We start from the raw sequence: 13,229 nt of genomic DNA on the forward strand, positions 1-13,229 counted from the left end.
ATTTTCGTAGGGGTGAGGCACACCTCACCCACAGATGAAGACACTATTTTCAGGTAAGGAATAACATGCCCGCACCGATTCGATACGTACAGGACAGCCCTCATTTTCCGCCCGCAGCGGATGTGGTGGTGATCGGCGCCGGCATTGCCGGAGCGGCCGCCGCCTATGAGCTGGCCAAAAAAGGCGTCAGCGTAGTGCTGATTGAAAAGGGTCTGGTGAGCGGCGAACAGTCGAGCCGTAACTGGGGCTGGTGCCGCCAGCAGAACCGCGACGAGCGCGAACTGCCCTTAATTCAATATGCGCTGCAACGCTGGGAAGAACTGGGTGTGGAAACCGGTGAAGAGCTGGGCTTTCGTCGCAGCGGGCTGGTGTACGCCACCAAAAACCAGGAGGACATTAATGCCTGGGAAGCCTGGAACGCCATGGCGAAAGGGTATGGCTTCCACAGCGAAATTCTGACCGCTGAACGCGCCAGAGCGATGACGCCGGGCAGTTCCAGCGCCTGGCTGGGTGGTGTTTCTTCACCGACTGACGGCCACGCTGAACCTTCACTTGCGGCACCCGGTCTGGCGATTGCGGCTCAGCGCCTGGGCGCAATGGTCTTTCAGCAGTGCGCGGTGCGCGGGCTGGATATCTCGGCGGGACGCGTCAGCGGTGTGCTGACTGAACGCGGCTTAATTAAAACCAGCAGCGTGATCTGCGCCGGTGGGGCCTGGACATCGATGTTCTGCCGCCGCCACGGCATCGATCTGCCGCTGGGTAATGTGATTGGTACGGCATTCCGTACCGCACCTATCGAACAGAAAATTGCTTTGCCGCTGTATACTCCGGGCTTCGCCTGCCGTCCGCAGCTGGATGGCAGCTATACCGTTTCCGTCTCAGGCCGCGGGCGTCTTGAACCCGGTTTTCAGGGGCTGCGCTATGCACGCCAGTTCTACCCGACCTTTAAAGCGCGGCGCAAAAACCTGACCATTAATCTTGGCCTTGGCCCGTTCCTCAACGGCCCGGAATCGCTGGCACGCTGGCAGATGGATGGCATCTCGCCGTTCGAAAAAGTGCGCATTCTTGACCCGGCACCGGATATGGCGATGGTGCAGGAAGGGCTGAGTGCGATGCGCAAAGAGTTCCCGTCTATGGAAAACGTGCGTCTGGAGCAGGCCTGGGGCGGGATGATCGACAGCACCGCCGATGCGGTACCGGTGATCTCCCCGGTGGGTAAACTGCCGGGTCTGATTCTCTCGGCGGGTTACAGCGCCCACGGTTTCGGCATTGGCCCCGGTGCCGGTCGCCTGGCGGCCGATCTCGCCACCAAAGATACCCCGATTGTTGACCCGACGCCGTTCCGCTATGAGCGTCTGATCGACGGTTCCGGCCTTGATGCGCCGGGCATGATGTAAGGAGCTGAAATGACTATTGAATTCGTTGCAATGAATGAAAATCATCTGGATGCGGCATTTGCCCTGACGCAGCAGATGAAGTGGCCACACCGCCGCGCTGACTGGCAGCAGGCTCTTCTGCTGGGGGAAGGCCTGGTGGCGCAGGAAAATGGTGAGGTGATTGGCACCGCGCTGCGCTGGCGCTGGGGGCGTGACTACGCCACCCTCGGACTGGTGATTGTCGATGGCGCACAGCAGGGGCGCGGCATTGGTAAACAGCTGATGCAGCAGACGCTGGCGGCGCTTGAGGGCAGCAATGTGCGTCTGCACGCCACGGAGGCGGGGCAGCCGCTGTATGAAAAACTGGGCTTTGTCGCCACCGGACATGTCGAGCAGCATCAGTGCCGCGAACTGCCTGCCATCAAGGCAATTGCCTGTGGCCCGCAGCAGCGCTTACGTGTTGCCGGGGGACAGGATGCAGCGCTGCTGACGGCGCTGGATCGTCAGGCGCTGGGACAGCATCGCCCCCTGTTGATCGCCAACCTGATCGACAGCGCGGAGCGTTTCCTGGTGCTGGAAGAGAATGGCACGGCGGCGGGTTTTGCCTGCCTGCGTCGTTTTGGTCATGGCTATGCTATCGGCCCGGTGATCGCACGCACGCTGTCGAATGCGAAATTACTGGTCAGCCAGCTGTTAAGCGGTGTCAGTGGGGAGTTTGTGCGTATTGATACCGACCGTTCAGCGGGGCTGGGCCCGTGGCTGAATGACGTGGGGATGGTGGAAGTGGATGCACCGACCACCATGTACAAAGGCGTGCCGTGGCAGCCAGAAGCGGGCGGGATGCAGGCGTATGGGCTGATGAGCCAGGCGCTGGCCTGATGAACATTGTCTATAAGTCAGAACCCGAACGCGGGAATAAATGGGCCGCCCTGGTAGCAAAACTGGCCCCCGCCGCCAGCTTCCGCCTGTGGCCGGATATCGGTAACCCGGAAGACGTTGAATACCTGGTCGCCTGGGTGCCGCCGGACAATATTATGCAGCAGTTTCCGAATCTGAAAGTGCTGTTTTCCGTGGGAGCAGGGGCCGATCAGTTCGACTATGCCAGCCTGCCGCCTGGGCTGCCGGTGGTGCGGATGATTGAACCCGGCCTCACCAGCGGGATGGTGGAATACGTGACTTTTGCCGTGCTGGGCCTGCATCGTGATATGCCGCGCTACCTGCAACAGCAGCGCGATGGCCTCTGGCAGGTGCACAGTGTGCATACCGCAGCCAGCCGGCGTATTGGCGTGATGGGCCTGGGCACGCTGGGCGAGGCGGTACTGAAGCCGCTGGTGGCGATGGGCTTTGACTGTGGTGGCTGGAGCCGTACGCCGCGCGATCTGCCGGGTGTACGCTGCTGGGCCGGTAACGAACAGTTGACTGAATTCCTGGCGCGCACGGACATTCTGATCTGCCTGCTGCCGCTGACGGCCAGCACGGAAGGGATGCTGAATGCCGATCTGTTCAGCCAGCTGCCCGCTGGTGCCGCGCTGGTGCAGGTTGGGCGCGGTGCGCAGCTTAATCACGAGGATTTAGTCAGTGCGCTCGACAGCCAGCAGATGAGTGCCGCCGTGGTGGATGTCACCGCGCCGGAGCCGCTGCCCGCCGGGCATGCCTTCTGGCAGCATCCGGCGATCTGGCTGACGCCCCATATTGCCAGCCAGACGCAGCCAGAAAGTGCAGTGAAGGCACTGCTGGAGAATATTCGCCGCTATGAACGCGGAGAATCCATGATCGGCGTGGTCGATCGCGACAAAGGATATTGATATGGATAGGGCGCATTTAGTCGCACTGCGGCGAGATCTGCATCAGCATCCCGAACTGGGTTATCACGAGCACCGTACCAGCGGCCTGGTGGCTGACTTTCTCACTGCGTTGGGATTGGAAGTCCATCGCGGTATCGGGAAAACCGGCGTGGTGGGGGTGCTGAAACGCGGCACCAGCACGCGGGCAATCGGTCTGCGTGCTGACATGGATGCGCTGCCGATGGAAGATAACGGAAGCCAGCCGTGGAAAAGCCAGCAGCCCGGCAGATGCCATGCCTGTGGCCATGACGGACATACCGTGATGCTGCTGGGGGCCGCCGAACAGCTGGCTGCCGACCCGGATTTTGACGGGACGGTGAATTTTATCTTCCAGCCTGCGGAAGAGGGGCTGGCCGGGGCGCAGGCGATGATCGACGACGGCCTGTTTACCCGCTTCCCCTGTGATGCAGTTTACGCCATTCACAACTGGCCACAGCTCCCGCTGGGCACCGTGCAGACGCGGCCGGGGCCGATTATGGCGGCGGGCGATGCGTTCAGCATCACGGTCGAAGGTGGCGGCGGCCATGCCGCACAGCCACAGCTGACGCCGGATACCCTGCTGGCGACCAGTGAGCTGGTGGTGGCGCTGCACACTATCATCAGCCGCGATCTTGACCCCTGCGATCCGGCGGTGTTGACGGTGACGCGTATTAACGGCGGCTTCTCACACAATATGATCCCGGCACAGGCAACCCTGACCGGTACTGTACGCACCTTCGACAGCGCGGTGCAGGACCGCATTGAACAGCGAATGCGCGAACTGGCGCAGCATGTGACGGCAGCGCACGGGCTGACGGCCAGCGTAACCTATGACCGTTACTATCCGGCCACCCTCAATAGCGAATATGAAGCCGGTGTTGCACTGAATGCCGCACGCCGTGCCGGGCTTGAGCACGGCACCGCACCGAAACCGGCGATGACCTCGGAAGATTTCTCCTTCATGTTGCAGGCAAAACCGGGCGCTTATGTCTGGCTGGGCTCTGCGGAAAGCCGCCCGCTGCATCACTCTGAATACGACTTTAACGATGCGCTGATCCCGTACGGCATCCGCTGGTTTTGTGCGGTGGTGCAGGAAACGCTGGCGGTAAAAATTTAATCCAACGTTTAGGACGAATTACGAAAGTTAATGCTGCCGCCGCCCGTTGAACGGCAGCTTTCCCTTACGGCTTATTGCGATACTTGACCCATGCCCGCTAAGGGCAACTATTCATCTTCACGTCAATGAGGCAAATAAATGCACAATTTACTGGCTGAACAGCAGACATTCTCTGATAACGCCCTGTTTCTGGACGCTCGTGCAGAAAATGTTCCCCGTGGCGTAGTGACCGCACACCCGATCGTTATTGCCAAAGGCAAAGGTTCTGAAGTCTGGGATGTGGAAGGGAATCGTTATTTAGATTTCGTCGGCGGGATTGGCGTATTAAACGTTGGCCACAGTCATCCGGCGGTGATCAATGCCGTTACCGAGCAGCTGCAGCTGGTGACCCACGCCTGTTTCCAGGTGGCGGCCTACCCGGGCTATATCGAGCTGGCAAAACGCCTGAATAAGCTGGTTGGCGCGGGCGAAGAATTTAAAAGTGTCTTTTTCACCAGCGGCGCGGAAGCCGTAGAAAATGCCGTGAAAATTGCGCGTGCACATACTAACCGTCCCGGCATTATTGCTTTCGATGGTGCGTTCCACGGACGTACCTTATTAGGTGTGACCTTAACCGGCATGAGCCAGCCTTATAAGCAGAACTTCGGCCCGTTCCCGGGGGATATTTACCGTGTGCCCTTCCCGAATGCGTTCCACGATATTTCTGAAGAAGATTGCTTAAAAGCGCTGGATACCCTGTTTGCGGTGCAGATCCTGCCTGAGCGTGTGGCGGCGATGATTATCGAGCCGGTGCAGGGCGATGGTGGCTTCCTGACGGCGTCTCCGGCGTTTATGCAGGCACTGCGCGACATCACTGAACGTCACGGCATTCTGCTGATCTGCGATGAAGTGCAGACCGGCTTTGGTCGCACCGGCAAGATGTTTGGCTTCCAGCACACCGGCATTGTGCCGGATCTGGTCACCGTGGCGAAAAGCCTCGGCGGCGGCCTGCCGATATCTGGCGTGGTGGGGAAAGCGGCCATTATGGATGCACCGACCCCGGGCGGGCTGGGCGGTACCTATGGCGGTAACGCGCTGGGCTGCGCGGCTGCGCTGGCGGTGCTCGATCTGTTTGAGCAGGGTAATCTGCTGGAGCGTTCTAACCAGCTCGGTGTGCAGTTGAATGCACGTCTGCAACAGCTGGCCGACAAATACGCCTGTATTGGTGAAGTGCGCGGCATTGGTTTTATGCAGGCGGTGGAGATTATCGACTTCGAAAACAAACAGCCGGATGCGGCATTGACGCAGAAAATCCTCGATTGCGCCTGCCAGGAAGGATTGTTACTGATTAAATGTGGTCTGCATCGCAATACCGTGCGTTTCCTGGCACCGCTGGTCACCAGTGATTCCCAGCTGGAAGAGGCGCTGCATATTTTTGATATCGCACTGGCGCGTGCAACGGGGCGTTTAGGCTAATCATAAAGATGCTTCCTCATTGATATTATTGCAGTTATTGATGATAACGCTCGAAGGGTATAGCGCGGTAAAACACTGGCGTAAGTTGTTGAAAGCGTGTTATACCATTTGAGTGATGTAAAACAATGAAGGGGTTCTATGAACGGCTTAATGAAACTGGACCGTATCGATATTAATATTCTGGTGCAGCTACAGAAAGATGGCCGTATCAGCAATGTGAACCTTGCCGATGCCGTTGGGCTTTCGCCCAGCCCCTGCCTGCAACGCGTAAAGCGCCTTGAAACCGCGGGTTTTATTACCGGTTATGAGGCCCACATCAATCTGACGAAAATCACCGACTCGGTCACTGTTTTCACTGAAGTGACGCTTTCCGGCCATCGCCGCGAAGATTTTATGAAGTTTGAGAACGCCATCCGCGAGGTGGATGAACTGATGGAATGCCACCTGATTACCGGTGGTTATGACTATCTGCTGCGCTTTATTACCCGCAGTATTGAGCATTATCAGGAAGTGATTGAGGGACTGCTGGATGCCAAAGTGGGCATCGACAAATACTTCAGTTATATCGTGATTAAATCGCCGATTATGAAAAGCAGTGTGCCTCTGCGCTCGCTGATTACGCGCCATACCCAGGTTGAGTTTTAACCGCGGGGCGGGCATGCCCCCCCCCCTACAGCGACTTACTCCCGTAGGGGCGTGGCATGCCGCGCCCGGGATGGCTGAACTCCCCCGGCAGAATATTTCCCCACTTCCCACCAATTCCCCACAAAACGCCGTCTTACCCGCTATGAACCAAAAAACTCCTGCCGCTAAAGGCCTTACACTCTTTTTATCCGCTAAAAAAAGAGTCAGGAATCCTTATGCTGAAGCCGCTTGTGCCCGCCATTGCCGAATGGCAGCGCGATGACTATCTGTTAAGCAGTGACCCGCAAAAACTCGATATTGACTGGGTTCATCGTCAGATCGCCGAAAAGAGTTACTGGGCGCAGGGGCAGACGCGGGAGATGACCGAACGCTCTCTCGCGGCTTCCCTGGCATTCGGTATTTATCATCAGCAGCAGCAGGTGGGCTTTGGGAGGTTGATCACCGACTACAGCCGCTTTGCCTACCTCAGCGATGTGATGATTGATGATGCGCATCGCGGCAAAGGCCTTGGCGGCTGGTTTGCCGCGACCATCCTGACCCACCCGGAATTACACACGATAAAACGCTGGATGCTGGCCACCGACGATGCCCACGAGGTCTATCGCCGTGCAGGATGGCAGTCAGTAGAAAAGCCACAACGATTGATGGAATTTGTTCCCACCCCACCAGAGGAAAACACCCCATGAGTTACCGCGTTGGCGTCGATATTGGCGGATCGTTTACGGATTTTGCGCTGCTGGACGAGCGTGATAATAGCATCCGTACCCTGAAAGTGCTGCCCCGCCCTGACAGTCCGGGCAGCTAAATCACGACCGGGCTGGCGGCGTTTACGCAGCGCGACGGCATTGATCCGACAGAGATTACCTATTTTACTCACGGCACCACCGTTGGCGTGAACGCGGTGATCCAGCGTAAAGGGGTCAGGCTGGCGCTGTTCGCCACGGAGGGGTTCTGCGATGTCCTGGAACTGGCCCGGCTTAAAATTCCCCATATTCACGATCTGTTCTCGCGCCGGCCGACGCCGTTAATCTCCCGTGACCGGGTCTTTGCGATTACCGAACGTACTGACCGTGATGGCAAAGTGCTACAGCCTGTTGACCGCCAGAGCGTGGTCAATGCGGTTGACGCTGCCCGTGCGGCAGGCTGTGAAGGCATCGTGGTTTCGCTGCTGCACAGCTATCGCAACGGCAGCAATGAAGCATTGGTGCGTGAGATGGTTGCCGAACTGGCTCCCGAACTGCTGACCTCCTGTTCGGCAGAGATCTGGCCGATTATCCGTGAATACGAGCGTACCATTACCGCCGTGATTAACGCCTATGTGCAGCCGAAAGTGATCCACTATCTGGACTCTTTCGAGCGGGCGTTAAAGGAGATGGGGGTGCCGGTGCCGCCGCGTATTACCAAATCCAACGGTGGGGTGATGGGGCTGGCGCAGGCCAAAGCCGAATGCGTACAGATGGTGCTGTCCGGCACTGCCTCCGGGGTGATGGGGGCCAGCTATATTGCGGAAAGCTGCGGCTTCGACCGACTGTTGAGCCTGGATATCGGCGGTACCAGCGCCGATGTGGCGGTGATTATCAATGGCCGCCCGGAATACGGCAGCGGTGAAATTATCGGGGACTTCCCCATTTATATTCCCTCTGTTTCTGTCACCTCGGTCGGTCAGGGCGGGGGGTCTATCGCCTGGATTGACAGCCTCGGCGTGTTGCAGGTTGGCCCGGACAGCGCCGGTTCCCTGCCTGGCCCGGTGTGCTTCCGTCGTGGCGGCACTGAAGCCACCGCCACGGATGCCTTTGCTGCCTGTGGCCTGATTGGTCACGGCGATCTGGGTTATAACGCGGTGCAGGTGGATGTGGCCGGGGCGCGTGCAGCGGTCGGTAAACTGGCAGAACCGCTGGGGATCAGCATTGAAGAGACGGCAGAAAATATTATCGCACTGGCCATCTCCAGTATGTACAGCGACACCAGCGGACTGATCTCACGCTTTGGCCTCGACCCGCGCGAGTTCTATTTCCTCGCCTTCGGCGGTGCCGGGCCGATGATGGGCTGCTTCCTGGCGCGTGAGCTGAAACTGAAAGGCGTGGGGGTGCCGCCGACACCGGGCGTACTGTCTGCGCTCGGTGGGCTGGTCGCCGACATCAAAAACGACTTTATCCGCACGCTGTACTGCGATCTGACGGCGGCGGTCAGCGACCGCCTGCAACAGAATGCCCAACAGCTTCGCACCGAAGCCGAAGGCTGGCTGGCGCGTGAATATGGTGCAGATTTGCCATACGAACTCAGCTTCTCGGCCGATATGCGTTATCGCGGCCAGTCTTTTGAGATCGATGTGGTGCTGCAACCGTCATGGTTGCTGGAGGGCGATCTGGCGGCGATCCGCAGTGCCTTCGATGGGCATCATACCCGGTTGTTTGGTCATCATGATGCAGAGGCCGCTGTGCAGTTGATCAACCTGCGGCTGGTGCTGTCATCGCCCACCCCAAAACCGCGCCTGACAACGCTGGCGGCGGCTGAGGGGCCGGTGCCGGTCGTGCGCCAGGTTGAAGCCTGGATTGACGGACGCTGGTGGCAGGTGGATGTGGTGTCACGCGGTGCGCTGTTCGCCGGGCACCAGCTCACCGGCCCGGTGATCATTGCACAGGATGACTGCACCACCTGTGTTCCCCCGCAAATGCAGGTCGATGTTGACCACTATGGCAACCTGATTATTACCCCGCAAACCGGAGCGCATCATGGCAATTGATGGTCGTAACCTGCAAATTCTCGCCAACTACTGCGCGGCGGCGGCCGATGCGATGGCGTTTACCCTGATGCGCACCGCGCATTCGACGTTTGTTAAAGAGACGGAAGATTTCTCCTGTCAGATTGTCAGCCGTGACGGTCTGGCATTTGCATCGCCGCGCAGCTTTGGCGCCCCCTGGTACAGCGGTATTGATTATGGCCCGGTGCTGGAGCTGATTGATGGCTACCAGGAAGGGGATATCTGCATCACCAATGATTCCTACGCGGGCAATGTCGCCACGCATTCACCGGATATTCATATCTGGAAGCCGGTATTTCATGAAGGAGAAATTACCTGTTTTGTGGTGGGGCATATTCACAACACTGACGTGGGCGGTGCGGTACCGGCTTCCCTGTCGCGTTCGCTGACGGAAATCGTGCAGGAAGGCATCCGCATCCCGCCGCTGAAAATCATCAACGGTGGCGTGCTGAACCATGAAGTGGCACGCATTATGCGGCTTAACGTGCGTGCGCCGGATCAGAACTGGGGCGACTTTAATGCCCAGATCGCGTCCGTGAATATTGGTGAACGTAAGGTACAGGAGATTATCGCCCGCTTTGGTATTGATGATTTCCTCACCGGGATTGACGGTATTCTTGATTATGCCGAACAACAGGCACGCGGCATTATCAGCACCATTCCGGACGGTGACTACTTCTATGCCGATTACGCGGATGAAGATGGCGAAGGCGGCTATCCGTGCCGCATTGCCGTGACACTGCGTGTTAAAGGCGACAGCCTGGAGCTGGATTATACCGGCAGCGATCCGCAATTGATGTCATCGCTGAATATGCCAACCGGCGGGCGCGAACGTCACCCGCTGGCTCTGGTTGGCGTGACCTATGTCCTCTCGACGCTGGATCGTTCGCTACTGCTCAATGCCGGTACGCTGCGGCCAACGCGGGCAATCCTGCCGCCGGGCACTATCATGAACTGTGAAGCCCCGGCCGCTGTCGGCATGCGCTCTCTGACCTGCGCCATGTCTCAGATTGCCACCGTCGGTGCTTTCTCGCTGGCGATGCCGGAGCGCCTGCCGGCGAACTCACCGGGCGGTAACTCGATTATCAATATTCGTACCGTGGATGGGCTGAATCGCAGTGTGGTTGCCTCGCTCGGCCCGGTCGGCGGCGGTGCGGGCGGTACACCGAAACATGATGGCCCGGACGGTTCCGGTGGTCTGTCAGCCTTCCTGAAAAACACACCGATTGAGATCAATGAAGCCGAGGTCCCGGTGCGTTTTCTGCGTTATGGTCTGGCGACGGACAGCGCAGGGGCCGGAGAGTATCGCGGTGGGCTGGCGACGGAAATGGCCTTTGAGGTATTTGCACCGAACACCACCATTACGGCGCGTAACCGTAACCGCTCCGTCTTCTCTTCTGCGGGGGCGGCCGGTGGGCGGGCCGGAAGTACCTCATGGTTCCGTACTGAACATGCGGATGGCCGGGTGACGGAACACGGAAATACCGATGTGATCCACTGTGGTCCTGGCGATGTGGTGGCCATCAAAGGCCCGGGCGCGGGAGGCTACGGACTGGCGAAACACCGCCGGGTGCAGGCGGTTCTGCAGGATGTACAGTGTGGTTTCCTGACGCAGCAGGCGGCGCGTGAGCAGTACGGTGTGGCGTTGCAGCGCGGTGAGATCGACGAAGTCGGTACAGCCCGTCTGCGTGCCGCTATGCCGGAGGGGAACGGCGAACACTTTGATGTGGGCGAAGCCCGGCGCACCTTTGAAGCGGTCTGGACCCCAGAACGTTATCAACTGCTGACCGCATTTCTGGCGCAGCAACCGGTCGTGTGGCGTCACTTCCTTAAGCACCAGGTTTTTGCGGCGGTGAAAGCGGGTGAGGGCAATGAGCTGACGCTGGATGAACAGATGTCGCAGTTGTTTGCGGAGCTTAAGCTGCGGTTCCCGGCGCTGGGCGCGGTGTAATGATTTCCCCCCACAAATTCTGCGAGACGTCCCGAATAACGGGATTTGTGTGGGGATTGTTTTGTATTTTAAATATGTTTAATTTTTTCCTGCAGTCATAGTATCCGGGATGATGATTTCGCTGGCCAATATCGTCCCGGAACCTTCTGGTCCGGGATAATATTACTTCACCAGCGCCAGCGAGAACCCATCCCAGCCTTTGGCACCCACGGTCTGAATGGCGGTGGCATCCAGACGCGGGTCGCTGCCCATTTGCGAAAGAAAATCACGCACCCCCTGGATGTTCCAGTCGCTGGTATCCCCATCGGCAACCCGTCCGTTACGCACGACGTTATCACCAATAATCAGGGTGCCTGAACGTGAGTACTGTATTGCCCACTCCAGATAGGCCGGATTATTGCGTTTGTCGGCATCAATAAAGATCATATCAAAAGGCGCTGCGTCAGCCAGTGTGGGCAGGGTATCCAGTGCGGCACCCACGCGGATCGTGACCTTGCTCTCCAGCCCGGCACGTCGAATATTCTGCGCGGCAATCTCTGCGTGATGCGCTTCATACTCCAGGGTAATCACTTTTCCGTCATCCGGCAGCGCCCGCGCCAGCCACAGTGTGCTGTAGCCGCCCAGCGTTCCGATTTCCAGAATGCGTTTTGCGCCGACCATTTTCGCCAACAGATTAAGCAGTTTTCCCTGATTCGGGGCCACATCAATGGCAGGTAACCCGGCGGCCTGGTTGTTTTCCAGCGCGGCCAGCAGTGCCGCATCCTGTGGCACCAGTTGTTCCACCAGATATTGGTCGACCTGTGTCCAGCGTGGCTGATTCATGGGGTTTCCTTTCACATAATTGACGGGGTAATTGTCGCTGAGGGCAGCGTGGAAGGTATCGGGCCTGAAGGGGACGGGGCGACTTTTTCTGGCCGCCCCGTGCAGGGATTACTCTGCGTCAGCAAAATACCAGTAGCCGCTGTTGACCAGCGCGGCCAGCTGGGCGAGGAAGGACGGGTCGTCCAGCGCATCGCCGAACTGATCCTGGCCCAGCGTTAAATCGTTCGCCAGTGCGGTCAGGGCTGCACGGTGCGGCGATTCCACCTGCTCACCGTTAATAAATACGGCCTGACCAATCGAGACCACGCGCAGGCCGCCAAGGCGTGACAGCCTGTCACCCTGTTGCAGCGCATCGTAGATCTCATCCGGTTGATAAGGCGGTTCCGGCGGGGCGACATCCAGTTCGTGGCGCGACTGCGAAACAAACTCACCGAACCACTGGTTAAAGTGCTCAGGCTGGTTGATGACGTCCATCATCATGGCGCGAATACCATCGAGTTCGTCAGGCAGGATCTCTGCATTATGTTCGCGTGGCTGCACATCCGGATCGCTGAAACGACGGCTGCCCAGCTCACGTGCCAGCACGTAATCAGCAAAGCCGCTGATCAGTTCACGTCCGCTTGGCGCACGGAAACCGACTGAATAGTTAATCGCGTTTTCCAGTGAGTAGCCTTCGTGCGGGAATCCTGGCGGGATGTAAAGAATATCGCCCGGCTCCATCTCTTCATCGATAATCGCGTCAAAGGGTTCAACCTGGAGCAGGTCCGGGTGCGGACAGTGCTGTTTCAGCTCTGTTTTTTCACCCACACGCCAGCGACGACGGCCGGTTCCCTGAATGATAAACACATCATACTGGTCGAAGTGAGGGCCAACGCCACCGCCCGGCACCGAGAAGGAGATCATCAGATCGTCAACGCGCCAGTCGGGAATCATCCGGAAGGGATGCATCAGGGCGGCAGAAGGTTCATGCCAGTGGTCAACGGCCTGTACCAGCAGTGACCAGTTATTTTCGCCAAGATGATCAAAGCTCTCAAACGGGCCATGGCTGACTTCCCATTTACCCTCCTGGTGACTCACCAGACGGCTGTCGACTTCATTCTCCATCGCCAGACCCGCCAGTTCGTCGGGTGAAATAGGGTCTACGAAGTTTTTGAAACCGCGCTTGAGGACTACCGGGCGTTTCTGCCAGTAGCGCTGAATAAAATCGGGCCAGTTGAGATCGAGCTGATAATCCATGATGGTTTCCTGAAACGCGTAAGTGGAAAGATTATAACAGCGC

General features: G+C 58.3%; 10 protein-coding genes and 1 pseudogene. 9 read left to right on the top strand and 2 right to left on the bottom strand.

What is annotated here, in order from left to right; all coding sequences use genetic code 11:
* The first annotated feature begins 65 nt into the window (after positions 1–65).
* The 9 genes and pseudogenes from WH277_RS15495 (at position 66) to WH277_RS15535 (ending at position 11,128) form a co-directional block, all read left to right on the top strand.
* A complete protein-coding gene (locus tag WH277_RS15495; protein WP_339505901.1) occupies positions 66–1,397 on the top strand; it encodes an NAD(P)/FAD-dependent oxidoreductase in 1,332 nt (443 codons plus the stop codon).
* A gap of 9 nt (positions 1,398–1,406) precedes the next feature.
* Complete coding sequence (locus WH277_RS15500) at positions 1,407–2,255, top strand: GNAT family N-acetyltransferase (protein ID WP_159337289.1); 849 nt, start codon at positions 1,407–1,409, stop codon at positions 2,253–2,255.
* Positions 2,255–3,181, top strand: coding sequence for a 2-hydroxyacid dehydrogenase (locus WH277_RS15505; RefSeq protein WP_159337288.1), 927 nt, complete (start codon positions 2,255–2,257; stop codon positions 3,179–3,181). Before WH277_RS15500 ends, WH277_RS15505 begins: the two co-directional genes overlap by 1 nt.
* 1 nt (position 3,182) lies before the next feature.
* Positions 3,183–4,316 (top strand): M20 aminoacylase family protein, encoded by a 1,134-nt coding sequence (locus WH277_RS15510; RefSeq protein ID WP_133843275.1) that lies wholly within the window; start codon positions 3,183–3,185, stop codon positions 4,314–4,316.
* 138 nt (positions 4,317–4,454) lie between these two features.
* The gene (gene gabT / locus WH277_RS15515; RefSeq protein WP_133843277.1) at positions 4,455–5,771 is read left to right on the top strand and encodes a 4-aminobutyrate--2-oxoglutarate transaminase; all 1,317 of its coding nucleotides are present in this window, start codon (positions 4,455–4,457) and stop codon (positions 5,769–5,771) included.
* A gap of 138 nt (positions 5,772–5,909) precedes the next feature.
* Positions 5,910–6,416 (top strand): Lrp/AsnC family transcriptional regulator, encoded by a 507-nt coding sequence (locus tag WH277_RS15520; protein ID WP_105594848.1) that lies wholly within the window; start codon positions 5,910–5,912, stop codon positions 6,414–6,416.
* Positions 6,417–6,631: 215 nt separating this feature from the next.
* On the top strand, positions 6,632–7,102 hold the full coding sequence (locus tag WH277_RS15525; protein ID WP_171149686.1) for a GNAT family N-acetyltransferase: 471 nt from the start codon (positions 6,632–6,634) through the stop codon (positions 7,100–7,102).
* A pseudogene (locus WH277_RS15530) lies at positions 7,099–9,159 on the top strand (hydantoinase/oxoprolinase family protein). Before WH277_RS15525 ends, WH277_RS15530 begins: the two are co-directional and overlap by 4 nt.
* Complete coding sequence (locus WH277_RS15535; protein ID WP_339505902.1) at positions 9,149–11,128, top strand: hydantoinase B/oxoprolinase family protein; 1,980 nt, start codon at positions 9,149–9,151, stop codon at positions 11,126–11,128. Before WH277_RS15530 ends, WH277_RS15535 begins: the two are co-directional and overlap by 11 nt.
* Before the next feature lie 162 nt (positions 11,129–11,290).
* Here the strand turns inward: WH277_RS15535 and WH277_RS15540 are convergent, their stop codons facing one another.
* Together WH277_RS15540 and WH277_RS15545 are read right to left on the bottom strand one after the other, a co-directional pair.
* A complete protein-coding gene (locus WH277_RS15540; RefSeq protein WP_133843285.1) occupies positions 11,291–11,950 on the bottom strand; it encodes an O-methyltransferase in 660 nt (219 codons plus the stop codon).
* A 108-nt stretch (positions 11,951–12,058) separates the two neighbouring features.
* Complete coding sequence (locus WH277_RS15545) at positions 12,059–13,186, bottom strand: ribosomal protein uL16 3-hydroxylase (RefSeq protein ID WP_339457385.1); 1,128 nt, start codon at positions 13,184–13,186, stop codon at positions 12,059–12,061.
* Positions 13,187–13,229: the final 43 nt, after the last annotated feature.

The sequence above is a fragment of the Erwinia sp. MYb416 genome (assembly GCF_037479575.1).
GTDB classification, from domain to species: Bacteria; Pseudomonadota; Gammaproteobacteria; order Enterobacterales; family Enterobacteriaceae; genus Erwinia; species Erwinia rhapontici.

Bases quoted from the DNA above. Each gene is read 5' to 3' on its own strand.
- WH277_RS15495 (WP_339505901.1), top strand. From the start codon at position 66: ATGCCCGCACCGATTCGATACGTACAGGACAGCCCTCATTTTCCGCCC.
- WH277_RS15500 (WP_159337289.1), top strand. From the start codon at position 1,407: ATGACTATTGAATTCGTTGCAATGAATGAAAATCATCTGGATGCGGCA.
- WH277_RS15505 (WP_159337288.1), top strand. From the start codon at position 2,255: ATGAACATTGTCTATAAGTCAGAACCCGAACGCGGGAATAAATGGGCC.
- WH277_RS15510 (WP_133843275.1), top strand. From the start codon at position 3,183: ATGGATAGGGCGCATTTAGTCGCACTGCGGCGAGATCTGCATCAGCAT.
- gabT (WP_133843277.1), top strand. From the start codon at position 4,455: ATGCACAATTTACTGGCTGAACAGCAGACATTCTCTGATAACGCCCTG.
- WH277_RS15520 (WP_105594848.1), top strand. From the start codon at position 5,910: ATGAACGGCTTAATGAAACTGGACCGTATCGATATTAATATTCTGGTG.
- WH277_RS15525 (WP_171149686.1), top strand. From the start codon at position 6,632: ATGCTGAAGCCGCTTGTGCCCGCCATTGCCGAATGGCAGCGCGATGAC.
- WH277_RS15535 (WP_339505902.1), top strand. From the start codon at position 9,149: ATGGCAATTGATGGTCGTAACCTGCAAATTCTCGCCAACTACTGCGCG.
- WH277_RS15540 (WP_133843285.1), bottom strand. From the start codon at position 11,950: ATGAATCAGCCACGCTGGACACAGGTCGACCAATATCTGGTGGAACAA.
- WH277_RS15545 (WP_339457385.1), bottom strand. From the start codon at position 13,186: ATGGATTATCAGCTCGATCTCAACTGGCCCGATTTTATTCAGCGCTAC.